This is a genomic window from Pseudomonas sp. NPDC087342 (assembly GCF_044744265.1).
GTDB classification, from domain to species: domain Bacteria; phylum Pseudomonadota; class Gammaproteobacteria; order Pseudomonadales; family Pseudomonadaceae; genus Aquipseudomonas; species Aquipseudomonas nunensis.
In genome coordinates this window covers 1-15,587 of the sequence record NZ_JBIUXZ010000010.1, presented here as the reverse complement: position 1 = coordinate 15,587, position 15,587 = coordinate 1, and the positions used below count along the sequence as shown (strand labels likewise).

Here is a 15,587-nt window from a genome sequence, read left to right as displayed (position 1 = left end):
TGGGTGCCAAGCTGTTGGCATGGTCAATGACAAATCTTCAGTGCGCCTGGCCGTGCCACGGCACCAGTTTGCGTTGCAGTGCGCGCAGGCCCATTTCCATGGCAAAGGCGATCAGTGCGATCACCAGAATCCCCAGCACCACCACATCGGTGACCAGGAACTGCGCAGCCGACTGCACCATAAAGCCCAGGCCGCTGGTGGCGGCGATCAACTCGGCGGCAACCAGCGTCGACCAACCCACGCCCAGACCAATCCGCACGCCGGTCAAAATATCCGGCAGCGCACTCGGCAGAATCACATGCCGAATCAGCTGCGCCCGGGTCGCGCCTAACGACTGCGCGGCGCGCAACTTGGCCGGATCGACCGTGCGTACGCCCGTCGCGGTGGCGATGGCAATCGGCGCGAAGATCGCCAGGTAGATCAGCAAGACTTTCGACAACTCACCGATACCGCACCAGATTACGATCAGTGGCAGGTAGGCCAGCGGTGGAATCGGGCGGTAGAACTCGATCAGCGGATCGAGAATCCCGCGCGCGATGCGGTTGTGACCGATGGCAATCCCGACCGGCACGGCGGTCAGTACCGCGAAGCCAAGGCCCAGCCCAATGCGACTCAGGCTCGCGCCCAAATGCTGCCACAAGGTTGAATCCATGTAGCCCGTGGTCGCCAGCAACCAACCTTTTTGCAGCACGGAGGAGGGCGGCGGCAGGAACAGGGGTTCGATCATTCCAGTGGCCGTGACAGCCCACCAGATAAACACCAAAGCGAACAGCGTCAGCACGCTGATCCAGCGAGTGTTGAGACTGCGACGCACCGGAATCACCGTTGAACCGGGTTTCACCGTCACGGCCGGAACTTCATAGCTGCTCATGCGCGCTCCTGCCGCGTGGCGGCGCTGCGTTGGGAGAACACTTTGGCGAGCACGTGTTCGCGGGTTTCGATAAAGCGCGGGTCGGATTTGATCGCCCGTGCCGACTCGCCAGCGGAATAACGCTGACCGAAATCCAGGCTCAAACGCTCGACGATTTGCCCGGGGTTCGGCGCCAGCAGAATCAGATCCGTGGCGAGGAACACCGCTTCTTCGATGTCGTGGGTAATCAGGAATACCGGTTTGGCGGTGCGCTGCCAGACTTGCAGCAGCAGCTCCTGCATCTGTTCGCGGGTGAAGGCGTCGAGGGCGCCGAAGGGTTCGTCCATCAGCAACACGCGCGGGTCGGCGGCGAGCGCTCGGGCCAGGCCCACTCGTTGCTTCTGGCCGCCCGAGAGCTGCCAGATGCGGCGATTTTCAAAACCCGAAAGGTCCACCAGCGCGAGCATTTCTCTCGCGCGGATTTCGCGTTTGTCTTTGGCGATGCCGGCCAGTTCCAGACCGAAACCTACATTGGCCAACACGTCCTGCCAAGGCAGCAGCGCGTCGTCCTGGAACACCACGCCGCGTTCGGCGCTCGGGCCTTTGACCGGCGCGCCGTCAAGGGTAATGCGCCCGGCGCTGGGCTCGACGAAACCGGCAATCAGGTTCAACAGCGAAGTCTTGCCACTGCCGGACGGGCCGAGGGCCACCAGCAATTGCTGGGGCCCCAGGCTCAAGGAAATATCCGTCAGTACCGGTTCCGGACTGCCGGGGTACTGTGCGCTGATGCGCTCCAGCTGTAGCAAAGCCATCGCAGTTAACTCCGATCAGTTGGTGATGTATTTGGCGCTGACATACGGGGCGTAGTCCGGCAGCACGGCCTCGACTTTGCCTTGTTCTTTCAGGAACACGGCGGTGTCGGTGATGGCCTTGGTGGTCGGTGCGCCGAGGGTGATCACTTGATCAGCCGCCAGCGGGTAGACGTTGCCTTGCAGCAGCAATGGAATGTCAGAAGCCTTGGCGCCGGAGAGCTTCACCAGTTTGTCGACGTTGCTCTGGTTGGCGAGCCAGGTTTTCGGATCCTTGCGGTACTCGGCGTAGGCGTCGAGGGTCACTTTGGCGAACGCGGTGACGATTTCCGGGTGCTTCTCGGCGAAGTCTTTACGCACGATCCAGGCATCGAAGGTCGGTGCGCCGAACTTGGCCAGTTCGCCGGAGGTAATCAGCACCTTGCCGTTTTCCTTGGCCACGCCGAGGGCTGGGTCCCAGACGTAAGTGGCGTCGATGTCACCGCGTTTCCACGCAGCAACGATGGCTGGCGGTGCGAGGTTGAGGATGGTGACTTTCGATGGGTCGATGTTCCAGTGCTTCAGCGCGGCCAACAGGCTGTAGTGGCCGGTGGACACGAACGGCACGGCGATTTTCTTGCCGATCAGGTCTTGCGGGGTCTTGATTCCGGAACCGTCGCGGGCGACCAGCGCCTCGGCGGCGCCGATCTGGGTAGCGATGAGGAAGGTTTCAACCGGAACTTTGCGGGTGATCGCGGCGGTCAGCGGGCTGGAACCGAGGTAACCGATCTGCACATCGCCGGAAGCGATGGCGGCAATGATGTCGGCCCCGTTGTCGAATTTGCGCCAGTCGATCTTGGCGTTGGTGGCTTTTTCGTATGCGCCGTCGGCCTGGGCGACTTTGGCCGGGTCCACGGTGGTCTGGTAGGCGACGGTGACGTCAGCCGCCTGGGCAAACAAACTCGCCGCAGCCAAAGACGCGGCCGCCAGGAGGCGAAGAGGGAAATTCAGTTTCATTGGAGAAGCTCCTTGTCAGGCGACCGAGGATCGGCGTGAAAAGGAGACTAAATGATATAAGAATCCGAAAATAAATAACTTTTTCGAATGAGCTTATGAGCGGAAAATTCTAAGGAAGACTGCGGTGCGGCCTTCGCGGGCAAGCCTCGCTCCTACAGATTGAGGGTAGTCTCAGAATCAGCGATGTGATGCATAACCGTAGGAGCGAGGCTTGCCCGCGAAGAGGGCGTGTCAGCCGACATTAACGTTGACTGGCACACCGCCTTCGCGAGCAAGCCCGCTCCCACAGGGAACCTGCTTTGCAGGTTAGTTACTGATCGCCAGAATGCTCGCCTGATACGACCCGACAAACACGTCGAAATCGCCGACTTCGTTCTGCTCCAGCTCGGCCTGTTCGGCCAGCGACGAACGCGCTCGCGATTCAAACTTTGCCTGGTCTTCAATGCTCAGCGGCTCACTGCGGAAGTACTCCGCATGTACCCGGCTCTGACGCAGGGAGAACTGGGCAAAGCTTTCCTTGTGCTCGGCCATCGCCGCCAGCACCTGGGCCGATGGGGTTCGGGACGAATCCTTGACCTTCTCCAGCTGCACGTCCAGCGCCTTGCTGTGCGCATCGCCGCCATGGCTCTGATCGAGCAGCGCCGCCAGTGGAGCAATCTTCTCCAGCAGTTCGGTGGCCCATTCCTTCATGTCCACCGGCTGACCGTCGCGCTGCAATTGCAGGCCCGGACGACGACCTTCCTTGACCACGCTGAGGAAGTTCGAAGTCGCGTTACCGCAGCTGCCATTGGTCAGCAGCGGGCTGTCGTTCAGCGCGCAGTACAGCAGGAACGCGTCGAGGAACCGTGATTCGGTCAGGTCGATGCCCATCGGCAGGAACGGGTTGATGTCCAGGCAGCGCACTTCGACGTACTGAATGCCGCGAGCCACCAGCGCCTGGATCGGCCGTTCGCCGGTGTAGGTCACGCGTTTCGGGCGGATGTTGGAGTAGTACTCGTTTTCGATCTGCAGGATGTTGGTGTTGAGCTGAACCCACTCACCGTCCTTGTGCGTGCCGACTTCAACGTACGGCGCGTAAGGCGTGGCGACTGCCTTGCGCAGGCTGTCGGTGTAGCTCGCCAGATCGTTGTAGCACGGCGTCAGGCCGGCCTGGGCGTTGCTCTGGTAACCGAGGTCGCTCATGCGCAGGCTGGTGGCGTAGGGCAGGTACAAGGTGTCCGGGTCCAGTTGTTCCAACTGGTGCGAACGACCGCGCAGGAAACCGGCGTCCAGGGCCGGGGAGGCACCGAACAGGTACATGAGCAGCCAGCTGTAGCGACGGAAGTTGCGGATCAGCGCGATGTAGGCCGACGACTGATAGTCGCGGTCGGTGCCGACAAAGCCTTCAGCCTCTTTGAGCAGCGGCCAGAGCTTTTCCGGCAGGGAAAAGTTGTAGTGGATCCCGGCGATGCACTGCATGGTCTTGCCGTAACGCAGGGCCAGGCCCTTGCGGTAGACGTACTTGAGCTGACCGATGTTGGACGTGCCGTAATAGGCGATCGGGATGTCTTCCTCGGCCGGCAACGGGCACGGCATCGATGGACTCCACAGAAACTCGCTACCGAGCTTGCTGTAGGCAAAACGGTGAATGCTGTCGAGGCTCGCCAGGGTGTCTGCCGGATCGGGCAGGGCAGGCGTGATGAACTCCAGCAGCGATTCGGAATAATCGGTGGTGATTTGTTCGTTGGTCAGCGCGGAACCCAATTCTTCCGGGTGCGGCGTTTGCGCCAGGCGACCTTCGCCGGTCACGCGCAGGCATTCACGTTCGATGCCGTGAAGGCACTGTTCGAGCAGAGAGAGGTTAGCGCGCTCGCCAAGCAGAGCCAGGCGGCGGTTGAGAAGTTCGCTCAAGTTGGATTCCTTCACGCGTCAGTCGCCCCAATATGGGGGTGGGCAAGACGGTCTACAAGGGTGAAGTTAAAACTGGCGTTTTCGCCTGGTTTTTGAGCAGCACAGACCTCATGCCAGTCAGTTAAGAATCGATCACCGCAAACCCTGTGGGAGCGAGCTTGCTCGCGATGAGGGTATGTCAGTCAACATTGACGTCGTCTGACACACCGCCATCGCGAGCAAGCTCGCTCCCACAGGTTGCATTGCGCTGAAATTAACTCAAATCGATGACGTCTAGCTACAGGACAGCGAACGTGCCTTGTGCTTTTGCGACCAGTTTGTCGCCTTGCATCACGTCGGCCTCAACTACTAACGTACGCCGGCCCGGGTGGATCACCCGCGCCGTGCACATCACTTCGCCCTCGGAAACCGCGCGAATGTAGTTGATCTTGCATTCGATGGTCGCACTCTGCTGGTCAAAGCCGTGGGTGCTGGAACACGCCAGCCCCATGGCAATGTCCACCAGGCTGAACAACGCCCCGCCGTGCAGCTTGCCGCCGCGATTGCGCAGCTCTGGCTCAAGCCCCAGGGCGACTTGCGCCACCCCGGTTTCCAGGCTGTGCAAGCGACACCCCAGCAACTTGAAAAAAGCGCTTTCGGTCAGCCCTGCAGGGATTTCCATCAGCGTTTCTTCAACTGCTTGGCGTTGGCAAACAGCGAAGCCATGGCGTTGTTGGCCGGGGCCGCTGCCGTGGTTTCCTTGCGCGCTGCGCTGTTCTGGGACTGGCGCGGGGCCGAACCCGGACGCGCACCACGGGCACCGTCGATTTTCTCGCCCGGCGTGTCGCTCATGCGCATCGACAGGCCAACGCGTTTGCGCGGGATGTCGACTTCCATGACTTTCACTTTCACCACATCACCGGCCTTCACCGCTTCACGCGGATCCTTGATGAACTTCTCCGAAAGCGCGGAGATGTGCACCAAACCGTCCTGATGCACGCCGATGTCGACGAACGCGCCGAAGTTGGTCACGTTGGTCACCACGCCTTCGAGGATCATGCCCAGTTGCAGGTCCTTGAGGTCTTCGACGCCTTCCTGGAACTCGGCGGTCTTGAACTCGGGACGCGGGTCACGGCCAGGTTTTTCCAGCTCTTGCAGGATGTCGGTGACCGTTGGCAGACCGAAAGTCTCGTCGGTGTACTTCTTCGGATCGAGGCGCTTGAGGAAGCTCGCGTCGCCGATCAGCGAACGGATATCACGGTCGGTTTCAGCGGCAATGCGTTGCACCAGCGGATAGGCTTCCGGGTGAACCGCCGACGAATCCAGTGGGTTGTCGCCGTTCATGACGCGTAGGAAGCCGGCGGCCTGTTCGAAGGTTTTTTCGCCCAGACGCGCGACTTTCTTCAGCGCTGCACGGGTTTTGAATGCACCGTGCTCGTCGCGGTGGCTGACGATGTTCTGCGCCAGGGTCGCGTTGAGGCCGGAGATGCGCGCCAGCAGCGCCACGGAAGCGGTGTTCACGTCCACGCCCACGGCGTTTACGCAGTCCTCGACCACCGCGTCCAGGCCGCGCGCCAGTTTCAGCTGTGACACGTCGTGCTGGTACTGGCCGACGCCGATGGATTTCGGATCGATCTTCACCAGTTCGGCCAGTGGATCCTGCAAGCGACGGGCGATGGACACCGCGCCACGGATCGACACGTCGAGGTCCGGGAATTCCTTGGAAGCCAGTTCCGACGCCGAGTAAACCGATGCACCGGCCTCGGAGACCATGACCTTGGTCATCTTCATCGCTGGGTATTTTTTGATCAACTCAGCGGCGAGCTTGTCGGTTTCACGGCTGGCGGTGCCGTTGCCGATGGCGATCAGGTCCACCACATGCTTGGCGCACAGGGCGGCCAGAATCGCGATGGTCTGGTCCCACTTGTTGTGCGGCACGTGCGGGTAAACCGTGGCGTGATCCAGCAGCTTGCCGGTGGAATCGACTACGGCGACCTTGCAACCGGTGCGTAAACCCGGGTCGAGGCCCAGGGTAGCGCGCGGACCGGCCGGGGCCGATAGCAGCAAGTCGTGCAGGTTGTGCGCGAACACGTTGATCGCTTCGGTTTCCGCGCCGTCGCGCAGTTCGCCCAGCAGGTCGGTTTCCAGGTGGGTGTAGAGCTTGACCTTCCAGGTCCAGCGCACCACTTCGCCCAGCCATTTGTCGGCGGCGCGGTTCTGGTTCTGGATGCCGAATTGCTGGCCGATCATGCCTTCGCACGGGTGCATGGTGCCGGGCAGTTCGTCGCCGACTTTCAGCGCGGAGCTGAGAATGCCTTCGTTGCGGCCACGGAAAATCGCCAGCGCGCGGTGCGACGGCATGCTTTTCAGCGGTTCATCGTGTTCGAAGTAGTCGCGGAACTTGGCGCCTTCCTCTTCCTTGCCGGCGATCACGCGGGCACTGAGAGTGGCTTCCTGCTTGAGGTAGCTGCGCAGCTTGTCCAGCAGGCCGGCGTCTTCGGCGAAGCGTTCCATCAGGATGTATTTGGCGCCTTCGAGGGCGGCTTTCACGTCGGCCACGCCTTTTTCGGCGTCGACGAAGCGTGCGGCTTCGGCGTCCGGGGTCAGGCTCGGGTCGTTGAACAGGCCGTCGGCCAAGTCGCCGAGGCCGGCTTCCAGGGCAATCTGACCCTTGGTGCGGCGCTTCTGCTTGTACGGCAGGTACAAGTCTTCGAGGCGGGTCTTGGTATCGGCGAGGTTGATGTCGCGTTCGAGTTGCGGGGTCAGCTTGCCTTGTTCCTGGATGCTCGCCAGGATGCTGATGCGCCGTTCGTCGAGTTCTCGCAGGTAGCGCAGACGCTCTTCCAGGTGCCGCAACTGGATGTCATCGAGGCTGCCGGTCACTTCTTTCCGGTAGCGGGCGATGAAGGGAACGGTAGAGCCTTCATCGAGTAGCGCGACGGCCGCTTCGACCTGTTGTGGGCGTACACCGAGTTCCTCGGCGATGCGGCTGTTGATGCTGTCCATAAAACCACCTGACAAATTGTGAAAGCAGGCTCGCAGGCGCAGGGATAAAGGCTCGGCGAGACTGGTTGAGCGGCCTGGCCTGCGCCGCTACCTGGGTCAACAGGCATCCCGTTGACCCGTGAAATCGAACAATTACTGCGCTGGCCATGAAAATAAAAAGGGCCGTCCACAGTAACGATCAGACGTTGCCTGACACAAAACGCCGCGCATTATAACCAGCGTTCTGTCATTCGGGGGCATTGCGCTCTGTAGGCAAAAAGGCCGGTTTTCTGGCAGTGAAGGAAAAATCTGCTAACAATGCACACGGTGCGTATAACGGCAGCTACGCCATAATGCGCGCCGAGCTAAAAGGAGCATCTAATGAGCAGCACTGCAAACAATGCTGAAGGCGAAAAAATTCTTATTGTTGATGACGATCCAGGGCTGAGCAGCCTGCTGGAACGCTTTTTCGTCAGCAAGGGCTACCGTGCCCGCGCCGTACCGAACACCGAACAAATGGATCGCTTGCTGGCGCGTGAAGTGTTCAACCTGGTTGTTCTCGACCTGATGCTGCCGGGCGAAGACGGTTTGACCGCCTGCCGCCGTCTGCGTGGTGCGAACAATCAGATTCCGATCATCATGCTCACCGCCAAGGGTGATGAGCTGAGCCGCATCAAGGGCCTGGAGCTGGGTGCCGACGATTACCTGGCCAAGCCGTTCAACCCGGACGAGCTGATGGCCCGGGTCAAAGCGGTCCTGCGTCGTCAGGCTGCGCCAGTGCCGGGTGCACCGGGCAGCGAAGACGAAAGCGTGACCTTCGGTGACTACGAACTGTCCCTGGCCACCCGCGAACTGAAGCGCGGCGATGAAGTGCACATGCTCACCACCGGTGAGTTCGCGGTGCTCAAGGCCCTGGTCATGAACGCTCGTCAGCCACTGACGCGCGACAAGCTGATGAACCTGGCCCGTGGCCGCGAGTGGGATGCCCTGGAGCGTTCCATCGACGTGCAGATTTCCCGTCTGCGCCGGATGATCGAGCCTGATCCATCCAAACCACGCTACATCCAGACTGTCTGGGGCGTGGGCTACGTGTTCGTTCCGGATGGCGCCGCCACAAAGTGATCGGCGATTTGTAGGAGCGGGTCTTGCGGACGAGTTTGTCCGCAGACTCGCGATCCGCAATATGCGAGCATCGCTCGCTCCTGCAAGTGTGTAGCGGTTATCCATGAAAACCCCCGTTTGGTTCCCCCAGAGTTTCTTCTCCCGCACCCTGTGGCTGGTGCTGATCGTCGTGCTGTTCTCCAAGGCGCTGACCCTGGTTTATCTGTTGATGAACGAGGACGTGCTGGTGGACCGCCAATACAGCCACGGCGTCGCCCTGACGCTGCGCGCCTATTGGGCCGCCGATGAAGAAAACCGCGCGAAAATTGCTGATGCCGCGACCCTGATCCGGGTGGTCGGCGCCGGTGTGCCGGAAGGCGAACAACACTGGCCGTACAGCGAGATTTATCAGCGGCAGATGCAGGCGGAGCTGGGTGCCGACACCGAAGTCCGGTTACGCATGCATTCCCCGCCGGCGCTGTGGGTCCGGGCGCCGAGCCTGGGCGATGGCTGGTTGAAAGTGCCGCTGTACCCGCATCCGCTACGTGGTCAGAAAATCTGGAACGTACTCGGCTGGTTCCTCGCCATCGGCTTGCTGTCCACCGCCTCGGCGTGGATTTTCGTCAGCCAGCTCAATCAACCTTTGAAGCGTTTGGTCTATGCCGCAAGGCAACTCGGCCAGGGCCGCAGCGTGCGCCTGCCGATCAGCGACACGCCGAGTGAAATGGCCGAGGTTTACCGCGCCTTCAACCAGATGGCCGAAGACGTCGAGCAGGCCGGTCGCGAGCGTGAGTTGATGCTGGCCGGGGTGTCCCACGATTTGCGTACGCCGCTGACCCGTTTGCGGTTGTCTCTGGAGTTGATGGGCGATCACAGCGATCTGTCGGACGACATGGTCCGCGATATCGAGGACATGGACGCGATTCTCGATCAGTTCCTGGCGTTTATTCGCGACGGTCGTGACGAGTCGGTGGAAGAGGTGGACCTGAGCGACCTGGTGCGCGAAGTCGCCGCGCCGTACAACCAGAACGAAGAGAAAGTGCGCTTGCGCCTGGAACCGATCCAGCCGTTTCCGTTGCGTCGGGTGTCGATGAAACGCTTGCTGAACAACCTGATCGGCAACGCCTTGCACCATGCGGGCAGTGGCGTTGAGGTGGCAGCCTATGTGTCCGGCGACACCAGCGCGCCGTATGTGGTGCTGAGCGTGATGGACCGTGGGGCGGGGATTGATCCGTCAGAGCTGGAGGCGATCTTCAATCCGTTTACCCGTGGGGATCGCGCGCGGGGCGGCAAGGGCACCGGGTTGGGCCTGGCGATCGTGAAGCGGATTGCTTCGATGCATGGCGGGAATGTTGAGTTGCGTAACCGGTCGGGTGGCGGGCTGGAAGCGCGGGTGCGGTTGCCGTTGGGGTTGATGTTGCCTCGGGATGCGGTTTAAGAGACTGGCATCATCGTTGGGGCTTCGGGCCTCTTCGCGGGCAAGCCTCGCTCCTACAGATGATCACAAATTCGTGTAGGAGCGAGGCTTGCCCGCGAAGGCGGCCTTCCAGCCGCCATAAATTTGAGGTTTAACCCTTGCCTTTGGTCCGCGTCATATTCGGCCCGCCATTTTTCTCCAGATGCTCAATGATGATCCCCGCCACGTTCTTGCCGGTGGTGGTTTCAATCCCTTCCAGCCCAGGCGACGAGTTCACTTCCATCACCAGCGGTCCGTGATTGGAACGCAGGATATCCACACCCGCCACCGCCAGCCCCATCACCTTGGCTGCCCGCAACGCCGTCATGCGTTCTTCCGGGGTGATCTTGATCAGGCTCGCGCTGCCGCCGCGATGCAGGTTGGAGCGGAACTCCCCAGGCTTGGCCTGGCGCTTCATCGCCGCGATCACCTTGTCGCCGACCACGAAGCAGCGAATGTCCGCACCGCCGGCTTCCTTGATGTATTCCTGGACCATGATGTTCTGCTTCAGGCCCATGAACGCTTCGATCACCGACTCCGCCGCCGTCGCTGTTTCACACAGCACCACGCCGATGCCTTGGGTGCCTTCCAGCACCTTGATCACCAGCGGTGCGCCGTTGACCATGTCGATCAGGTCGGGAATGTCGTCCGGCGAGTGGGCAAACCCGGTGACCGGCAAACCGATCCCCCGGCGCGACAGCAATTGCAACGAACGCAGTTTGTCCCGCGAACGGGCGATGGCCACCGATTCGTTAAGCGGGAACACCCCCATCATTTCAAACTGACGCAACACCGCGCAGCCATAAAACGTCACCGAGGCACCGATCCGGGGGATCACCGCATCAAAACCTTCCAGCGGTTTGCCGCGGTAGTGGATCTGCGGCTTGTGGCTGGCAATGTTCATGTAGGCGCGCAAGGTGTCGATCACCACCATTTCATGGCCACGCTCGATACCGGCTTCGACCAGACGACGGGTGGAATACAGACGCGGGTTTCGCGACAGCACAGCGATCTTCATGCAACACCTGTGGAGGAGGTAGATACCGGGAACACCGGCTTGTCTTGTACATATTTAATCCCCGGATTGACCACCAACTGGCCGTCGATCAGGGCTTTGGAACCGAGTAACAGGCGATAACGCATGGACTTGCGGCAGGCGAGCGTGAATTCGACCCGCCAGACCCGATCACCAAGGGCCAGGGTGGTGCTGACCACGTAGCGCATCTGCGCGTGGCCGTTGGAGCTTTTAATGGTTTTCATCGTCACCAGCGGCGCCTCGCAGCGGCGGTGGCGCAATTGCACCACCGTGCCCAGGTGCGCGGTGAAGCGCACCCACTCCTGCCCGTCACGCTCGAATGTCTCGATGTCGGTGGCGTGCAGGCTGGAGGTGCTGGCGCCGGTGTCGATTTTCGCCCGAAGGCCCGCGACTCCCAGATCCGGGAGCGCCACCCACTCGCGCAGACCGACAACGGTCAAATGGTCAAATGTCTTCAATAGGAAAAAACCGGCGATTAACGCGTCCAGGCTTCAGGCGTTACCTGAGCCAACGCTTTGAATGCAGGTTTGGCGAACCAGTAACCCTGCATCAGAAATATTCCACAGTCCGCCAGGAAATCCCGTTCACCAGCGCTCTCAATGCCTTCGGCAATGACTGTAACGTCCAACTCCGCACAGATTGTGACAATCCCCCGAACGATAGCCTGACGAACACGGTCGCGATCGACATCGCGGATCAGCGCCATGTCGAGTTTGATCAAGTCCGGTTGGAAATCAGCCAGCAGATTGAGCCCCGAATAACCGGCACCGAAATCATCGATGGCGGTCTTGAAGCCGAATTCGCGGTATTCACGCAGAATATTGGTCAAATGGCGATAGTTATCTACGTGCTCGCTTTCCAGTGTTTCGAAAATCAGTCGGTCAATCGGGAAATTGTGTTTTTTCGCCGCCTCCAGGGTGCTGCGAATGCATAGCTCTGGACGATAGACGGCGTTGGGCATGAAGTTGATCGACAAGTGTGTCTGCATATTTAGATTCGCCGCGCCTTCGATGGCGCGGGTCCGGCAGAGCTGGTCGAAGCGGTAACGGTTCTCTTCTGTAACCTGATCTAACACGGACAACGCGCCTTCACCCGCCAGCCCACGGACCAGCGCTTCGTGGGCGAAAATCGATTGGTCACGCAGGTCGACGATCGGTTGGTAGGCGAAGGCAAAATCGAAGCCCAGCGCCTCGCTTTGCTGGCAGCCCTGGCAACCGGTTTTGGGTGAGGTCAAAGAAGAGGGGAATATAGTCACTCGATCACTCCATGCCGGTGAACCGGCCACGATCACATTCTATCTGGAGGGCCGAGTTCTTGCGCCCGACAGAAACGGTAGTACAGTTCCGACTACTGGCGGATAGAGGAATTCATATGGCACAAAAACAGGAAGAGGACGACAAGGTCCGTCTCGATAAATGGTTGTGGGCCGCGCGTTTTTACAAAACCCGTGCGTTGGCCAAATCGGCGATCGAGAGTGGCAAGGTGCACTGTCGGGGCGAGCGTTGCAAACCGGGCAAGGAACCGCGCATTGGCGACGAGTTTCAGATCCGCGTAGGGTTCGAGGAAAAGACCGTGGTGGTCCAGGCACTGTCGATCGTGCGCCGTGGCGCGCCCGAGGCGCAGACGTTGTATGCGGAGACCGAAGCGAGCGTCGCCAAGCGCGAAGCGGCCGCGGCGATGCGCAAGGCCGGGTCGCTGGGTGTGAGCACCGATGGCAAACCGAGCAAGAAACAGCGGCGGGATTTGTTCAAGTTTCGCGGCAGTAGCAACGACGAGTGAGTCAGTTGTTTATGGTGAGTCAGTTGTTTATGTGTCGGCTGGGCTGACGCCTTCGCGGGCAAGCCTCGCTCCTACAGGTTCGGTGATCACCTGTGGGAGCGAGCCTGCTCGCCGGCCGCCGCGGAGTATCAGGCGCTACGCACCACACTCATCCGCGAAACCACCGGCAATTTCCCCAGCAACCCAAACAGCGGTGCCGTCACTTTCAGGAAAAACTCCGAAACGTGATACGCAAACGGCGTGTAGTAACCCCAGCCCAACGCCCACACCGCCAGCAACACGCCGCCGATGTAATCGTCCTGGCCCCAATGTGCACCCGCCACCAGGCGCGGCATCATGAACAGTAGCGCCAGGCCCCAGATCGTCAGGGTCTGTCCGGTGCCACGGCTGAATACCGTCATGAACATCGCCCAGATCAACAGCACGGAAGCGTGATCACCGGGGAAGCTCTGGCTCGAGCGGTCCTTCAGTTGCCACGTCCTCTCAAGCTCGGGGAAATAGTCGCTCATGTGCACGGCGCCGTTGATCATCATCGACGGGCTGCTGTGCTGCCAGTCCATGTAGTCGGCGAATTTCGAGAACAGCATGCGGATAAACAGCAGCAACAGCAGAATCGCCAGAAAGCCGAAAAACGCCCGGCGTACATCGATGGCATCGAACACCCAATCGCCTTTGATCAGCAGCGTCAGCAGGATCACCCCAACCACCGCATCAAATGGACGCAGACTTGCAATTGCCCAGATGTGGAGCCATATCGGGTTGCTGGCCAATGGAGCATTGAGCAGGTGAAACAGCCACTCGTCGAAAATCACGCACAACATCTGACCCGTAGGCCATAACCAGAATGCCAACAGTGCCAAAGGCACAAAATTGCACAAAACCAGCCGGCGCAGGTTCCACCTTGCTTGGAACAAACCCGGATTGTTCATAAAATGCCTCCAATGGCTGAACATTGCGCACCAAAGCGGTGCCGCAAAGACGTAATTGTCACTACTTGTAACTAAATTGTCATCACTTCAGATACCCAGACCTATGACCGATCTACCGGATTCCGACTTCACCCAACGCTTCATCTTCGATGACAGCGACACCCGCGGCGAGCTGGTGGCGTTGGAACGTAGCTATGCCGAAGTGCTGGCAAAACACCCCTACCCAGAGCCGGTCGCGCAACTGTTGGGCGAGCTGATGGCCGCCGCCGCGTTGCTGGTCGGCACCCTTAAGTTCGATGGACTGCTAATCCTGCAAGCGCGTTCCGATGGACCGATCCCGTTGCTGATGATCGAGTGCTCCAGCGAGCGCGAAATCCGTGGCCTGGCCCGTTACGAAGCCGACCAGATCGCCCCCGACGCGACCCTCGCCGACCTCATGCCCAACGGCGTGCTGGCGCTGACCATCGACCCGACCCAGGGCCAGCGTTACCAGGGCATCGTCGACCTCGACGGCGAAACCCTGTCCGAGTGCTTCACCAACTATTTCGTCATGTCCCAGCAGGTCGGCACGCGCTTCTGGCTGTACGCCGATGGCCGTCGTGCCCGTGGCCTGCTGCTGCAGCAATTGCCCGCCGACCGTCTGAAAGACGAAGAAGAACGCGCCGCCAGCTGGCAGCACATCACCGCGCTGGGCAGCACCCTGACCGCCGATGAATTGCTCAGCCTGGACAATGAAACCGTGCTCCATCGCCTCTACCACGAAGAGCAGGTTCGCCTGTTCGATGTGCAAAGACTGCGCTTCCGTTGCAGTTGCTCGCGCGAACGTTCTGCCAATGCGCTGGTCAGCTTGGGTCTGGAAGATGCCCAGTCGCTGGTGATCGAACACGGCGGCCACATCGAGATTGATTGCCAGTTTTGCAACCAGCGCTACCTGTTCGATGCAGCGGATATCACTCAATTGTTCGCTGGCGCGGGTGTCGATACGCCGTCAGATACCCGGCACTAAAACGGTTCAGCGCAGGTAAATTCACTGGTTGGCGCCGGAATAACGCCGTTACGACGGGAGGGCCCTACTCTTTTTGGGCTTTTCTGGCATAATCCGGCCCACTTTTTGTCGCGGTAGTAGTGCACGACTTTCTACTACAAAACGTTTGGAGCACACTCGGCCACTGGCCGACGGGGAATCTCATGACGCAAGCCAATAACGCCGTGTACACCGATCTGAGTGTTGATGATCTGGTAAAAGAAGCCTTGAATCGCGGTGAAGGCGAGCTTGCCGATACCGGCGCGCTGGTTGTTCGCACCGGTCACCGCACCGGCCGCTCGCCAGTCGATCGGTTCATCGTTGACGAGCCGTCCACTTCGGCTTCCATCGCCTGGGGCCCGATCAACCGCAAGTTCCCGGCCGACAAGTTCGATGCCCTGTGGGCTCGCGTCGAGGCGTTCAACAATGCGCAAGAGCATTTCGTTTCCCACGTGCATGTAGGTGCGGCTGAAGACCACTACCTGGCCGTGAAGATGACCACCCAGACTGCCTGGCAGAATCTGTTCGGTCGTTGCCTGTTCATCAACCCGGAAAAGTACAACCCGGCTGACCGTGATGAGTGGCAAGTACTCAACGTAGCCAACTTCGAATGCGTGCCTGAGCGTGACGGCACCAACTCCGACGGTTGCGTGATCCTCAACTTCGCACAGAAGAAAGTGCTGATCGCCGGCATGCGTTACGCCGGTGAAATGAAGAAAGCCATGTTCTCCGTGCAAAACTTCCTGCTGCCGG

Annotated in this window: 15 protein-coding genes; 5 read left to right on the top strand and 10 right to left on the bottom strand. The window is 60.2% G+C overall.

Translation table 11 applies throughout. The features are described 5' to 3' along the window. Positions 1–37 precede the first annotated feature (37 nt). The 6 genes from tauC to ACIOYV_RS19990 form a co-directional block, all read right to left on the bottom strand. Entirely contained in the window at positions 38–871 is an 834-nt protein-coding gene (gene tauC, locus ACIOYV_RS20015) for a taurine ABC transporter permease TauC (protein WP_401326347.1), read from the bottom strand. Continuing rightward, on the bottom strand, positions 868–1,662 hold the full coding sequence (gene tauB / locus ACIOYV_RS20010) for a taurine ABC transporter ATP-binding subunit (RefSeq protein WP_401326345.1): 795 nt from the start codon (positions 1,660–1,662) through the stop codon (positions 868–870). Before tauB ends, tauC begins: the two co-directional genes overlap by 4 nt. Before the next feature lie 15 nt (positions 1,663–1,677). Then, complete coding sequence (tauA, locus tag ACIOYV_RS20005; RefSeq protein ID WP_054047792.1) at positions 1,678–2,655, bottom strand: taurine ABC transporter substrate-binding protein; 978 nt, start codon at positions 2,653–2,655, stop codon at positions 1,678–1,680. Positions 2,656–2,961: 306 nt separating this feature from the next. Further along, positions 2,962–4,545, bottom strand: a complete 1,584-nt coding sequence (gene gshA / locus ACIOYV_RS20000) for a glutamate--cysteine ligase (protein WP_163907727.1) — start codon at positions 4,543–4,545, stop codon at positions 2,962–2,964. Positions 4,546–4,822: 277 nt separating this feature from the next. Then, the gene (locus tag ACIOYV_RS19995; RefSeq protein WP_054047788.1) at positions 4,823–5,206 is read right to left on the bottom strand and encodes a PaaI family thioesterase; all 384 of its coding nucleotides are present in this window, start codon (positions 5,204–5,206) and stop codon (positions 4,823–4,825) included. Then, positions 5,206–7,530, bottom strand: a complete 2,325-nt coding sequence (locus tag ACIOYV_RS19990) for a Tex family protein (RefSeq protein ID WP_401326341.1) — start codon at positions 7,528–7,530, stop codon at positions 5,206–5,208. Before ACIOYV_RS19990 ends, ACIOYV_RS19995 begins: the two co-directional genes overlap by 1 nt. A gap of 360 nt (positions 7,531–7,890) precedes the next feature. Between ACIOYV_RS19990 and ompR the strand changes: the two genes are divergently transcribed. Together ompR and ACIOYV_RS19980 are read left to right on the top strand one after the other, a co-directional pair. Next, the gene (gene ompR, locus ACIOYV_RS19985; RefSeq protein WP_054047784.1) at positions 7,891–8,631 is read left to right on the top strand and encodes a two-component system response regulator OmpR; all 741 of its coding nucleotides are present in this window, start codon (positions 7,891–7,893) and stop codon (positions 8,629–8,631) included. 103 nt (positions 8,632–8,734) lie between these two features. Next, entirely contained in the window at positions 8,735–10,048 is a 1,314-nt protein-coding gene (locus ACIOYV_RS19980) for an ATP-binding protein (RefSeq protein WP_401326337.1), read from the top strand. Positions 10,049–10,178: 130 nt separating this feature from the next. Here the strand turns inward: ACIOYV_RS19980 and rimK are convergent, their stop codons facing one another. Genes rimK through ACIOYV_RS19965 form a run of 3 tightly spaced genes read right to left on the bottom strand, consistent with a single transcriptional unit; the run spans position 10,179 to position 12,357 of the window. Then, positions 10,179–11,084, bottom strand: coding sequence for a 30S ribosomal protein S6--L-glutamate ligase (gene rimK / locus ACIOYV_RS19975; RefSeq protein WP_054047778.1), 906 nt, complete (start codon positions 11,082–11,084; stop codon positions 10,179–10,181). Then, positions 11,081–11,542, bottom strand: a complete 462-nt coding sequence (locus tag ACIOYV_RS19970; protein WP_177331474.1) for an ATP-dependent zinc protease — start codon at positions 11,540–11,542, stop codon at positions 11,081–11,083. Before ACIOYV_RS19970 ends, rimK begins: the two co-directional genes overlap by 4 nt. A 35-nt stretch (positions 11,543–11,577) precedes the next feature. Beyond that, positions 11,578–12,357, bottom strand: coding sequence for an EAL domain-containing protein (locus tag ACIOYV_RS19965; RefSeq protein ID WP_054047775.1), 780 nt, complete (start codon positions 12,355–12,357; stop codon positions 11,578–11,580). 116 nt (positions 12,358–12,473) lie between these two features. Between ACIOYV_RS19965 and ACIOYV_RS19960 the strand changes: the two genes are divergently transcribed. Then, the gene (locus ACIOYV_RS19960) at positions 12,474–12,881 is read left to right on the top strand and encodes an RNA-binding S4 domain-containing protein (protein WP_123402683.1); all 408 of its coding nucleotides are present in this window, start codon (positions 12,474–12,476) and stop codon (positions 12,879–12,881) included. A gap of 128 nt (positions 12,882–13,009) precedes the next feature. Here the strand turns inward: ACIOYV_RS19960 and ACIOYV_RS19955 are convergent, their stop codons facing one another. After that, entirely contained in the window at positions 13,010–13,810 is an 801-nt protein-coding gene (locus tag ACIOYV_RS19955) for a phosphatase PAP2 family protein (protein WP_163907731.1), read from the bottom strand. A gap of 103 nt (positions 13,811–13,913) precedes the next feature. Here ACIOYV_RS19955 and hslO point away from each other — a divergent pair, with 103 nt between their 5' ends. Then, entirely contained in the window at positions 13,914–14,816 is a 903-nt protein-coding gene (hslO, locus tag ACIOYV_RS19950) for an Hsp33 family molecular chaperone HslO (RefSeq protein ID WP_054616534.1), read from the top strand. A gap of 182 nt (positions 14,817–14,998) precedes the next feature. Further along, positions 14,999–15,587 (top strand): phosphoenolpyruvate carboxykinase (ATP) (locus ACIOYV_RS19945; RefSeq protein ID WP_401326331.1); only part of this gene is annotated, 589 nt, incomplete at its 3' end.

What these genes read in the sequence shown, in the direction of transcription:
- tauC (WP_401326347.1), bottom strand. Translation starts at nt 871, where the DNA reads ATGAGCAGCTATGAAGTTCCGGCCGTGACGGTGAAACCCGGTTCAACG.
- tauB (WP_401326345.1), bottom strand. Translation starts at nt 1,662, where the DNA reads ATGGCTTTGCTACAGCTGGAGCGCATCAGCGCACAGTACCCCGGCAGT.
- tauA (WP_054047792.1), bottom strand. Translation starts at nt 2,655, where the DNA reads ATGAAACTGAATTTCCCTCTTCGCCTCCTGGCGGCCGCGTCTTTGGCT.
- ACIOYV_RS19995 (WP_054047788.1), bottom strand. Translation starts at nt 5,206, where the DNA reads ATGGAAATCCCTGCAGGGCTGACCGAAAGCGCTTTTTTCAAGTTGCTG.
- ACIOYV_RS19990 (WP_401326341.1), bottom strand. Translation starts at nt 7,530, where the DNA reads ATGGACAGCATCAACAGCCGCATCGCCGAGGAACTCGGTGTACGCCCA.
- ompR (WP_054047784.1), top strand. Translation starts at nt 7,891, where the DNA reads ATGAGCAGCACTGCAAACAATGCTGAAGGCGAAAAAATTCTTATTGTT.
- ACIOYV_RS19980 (WP_401326337.1), top strand. Translation starts at nt 8,735, where the DNA reads ATGAAAACCCCCGTTTGGTTCCCCCAGAGTTTCTTCTCCCGCACCCTG.
- rimK (WP_054047778.1), bottom strand. Translation starts at nt 11,084, where the DNA reads ATGAAGATCGCTGTGCTGTCGCGAAACCCGCGTCTGTATTCCACCCGT.
- ACIOYV_RS19960 (WP_123402683.1), top strand. Translation starts at nt 12,474, where the DNA reads ATGGCACAAAAACAGGAAGAGGACGACAAGGTCCGTCTCGATAAATGG.
- ACIOYV_RS19955 (WP_163907731.1), bottom strand. Translation starts at nt 13,810, where the DNA reads ATGAACAATCCGGGTTTGTTCCAAGCAAGGTGGAACCTGCGCCGGCTG.
- hslO (WP_054616534.1), top strand. Translation starts at nt 13,914, where the DNA reads ATGACCGATCTACCGGATTCCGACTTCACCCAACGCTTCATCTTCGAT.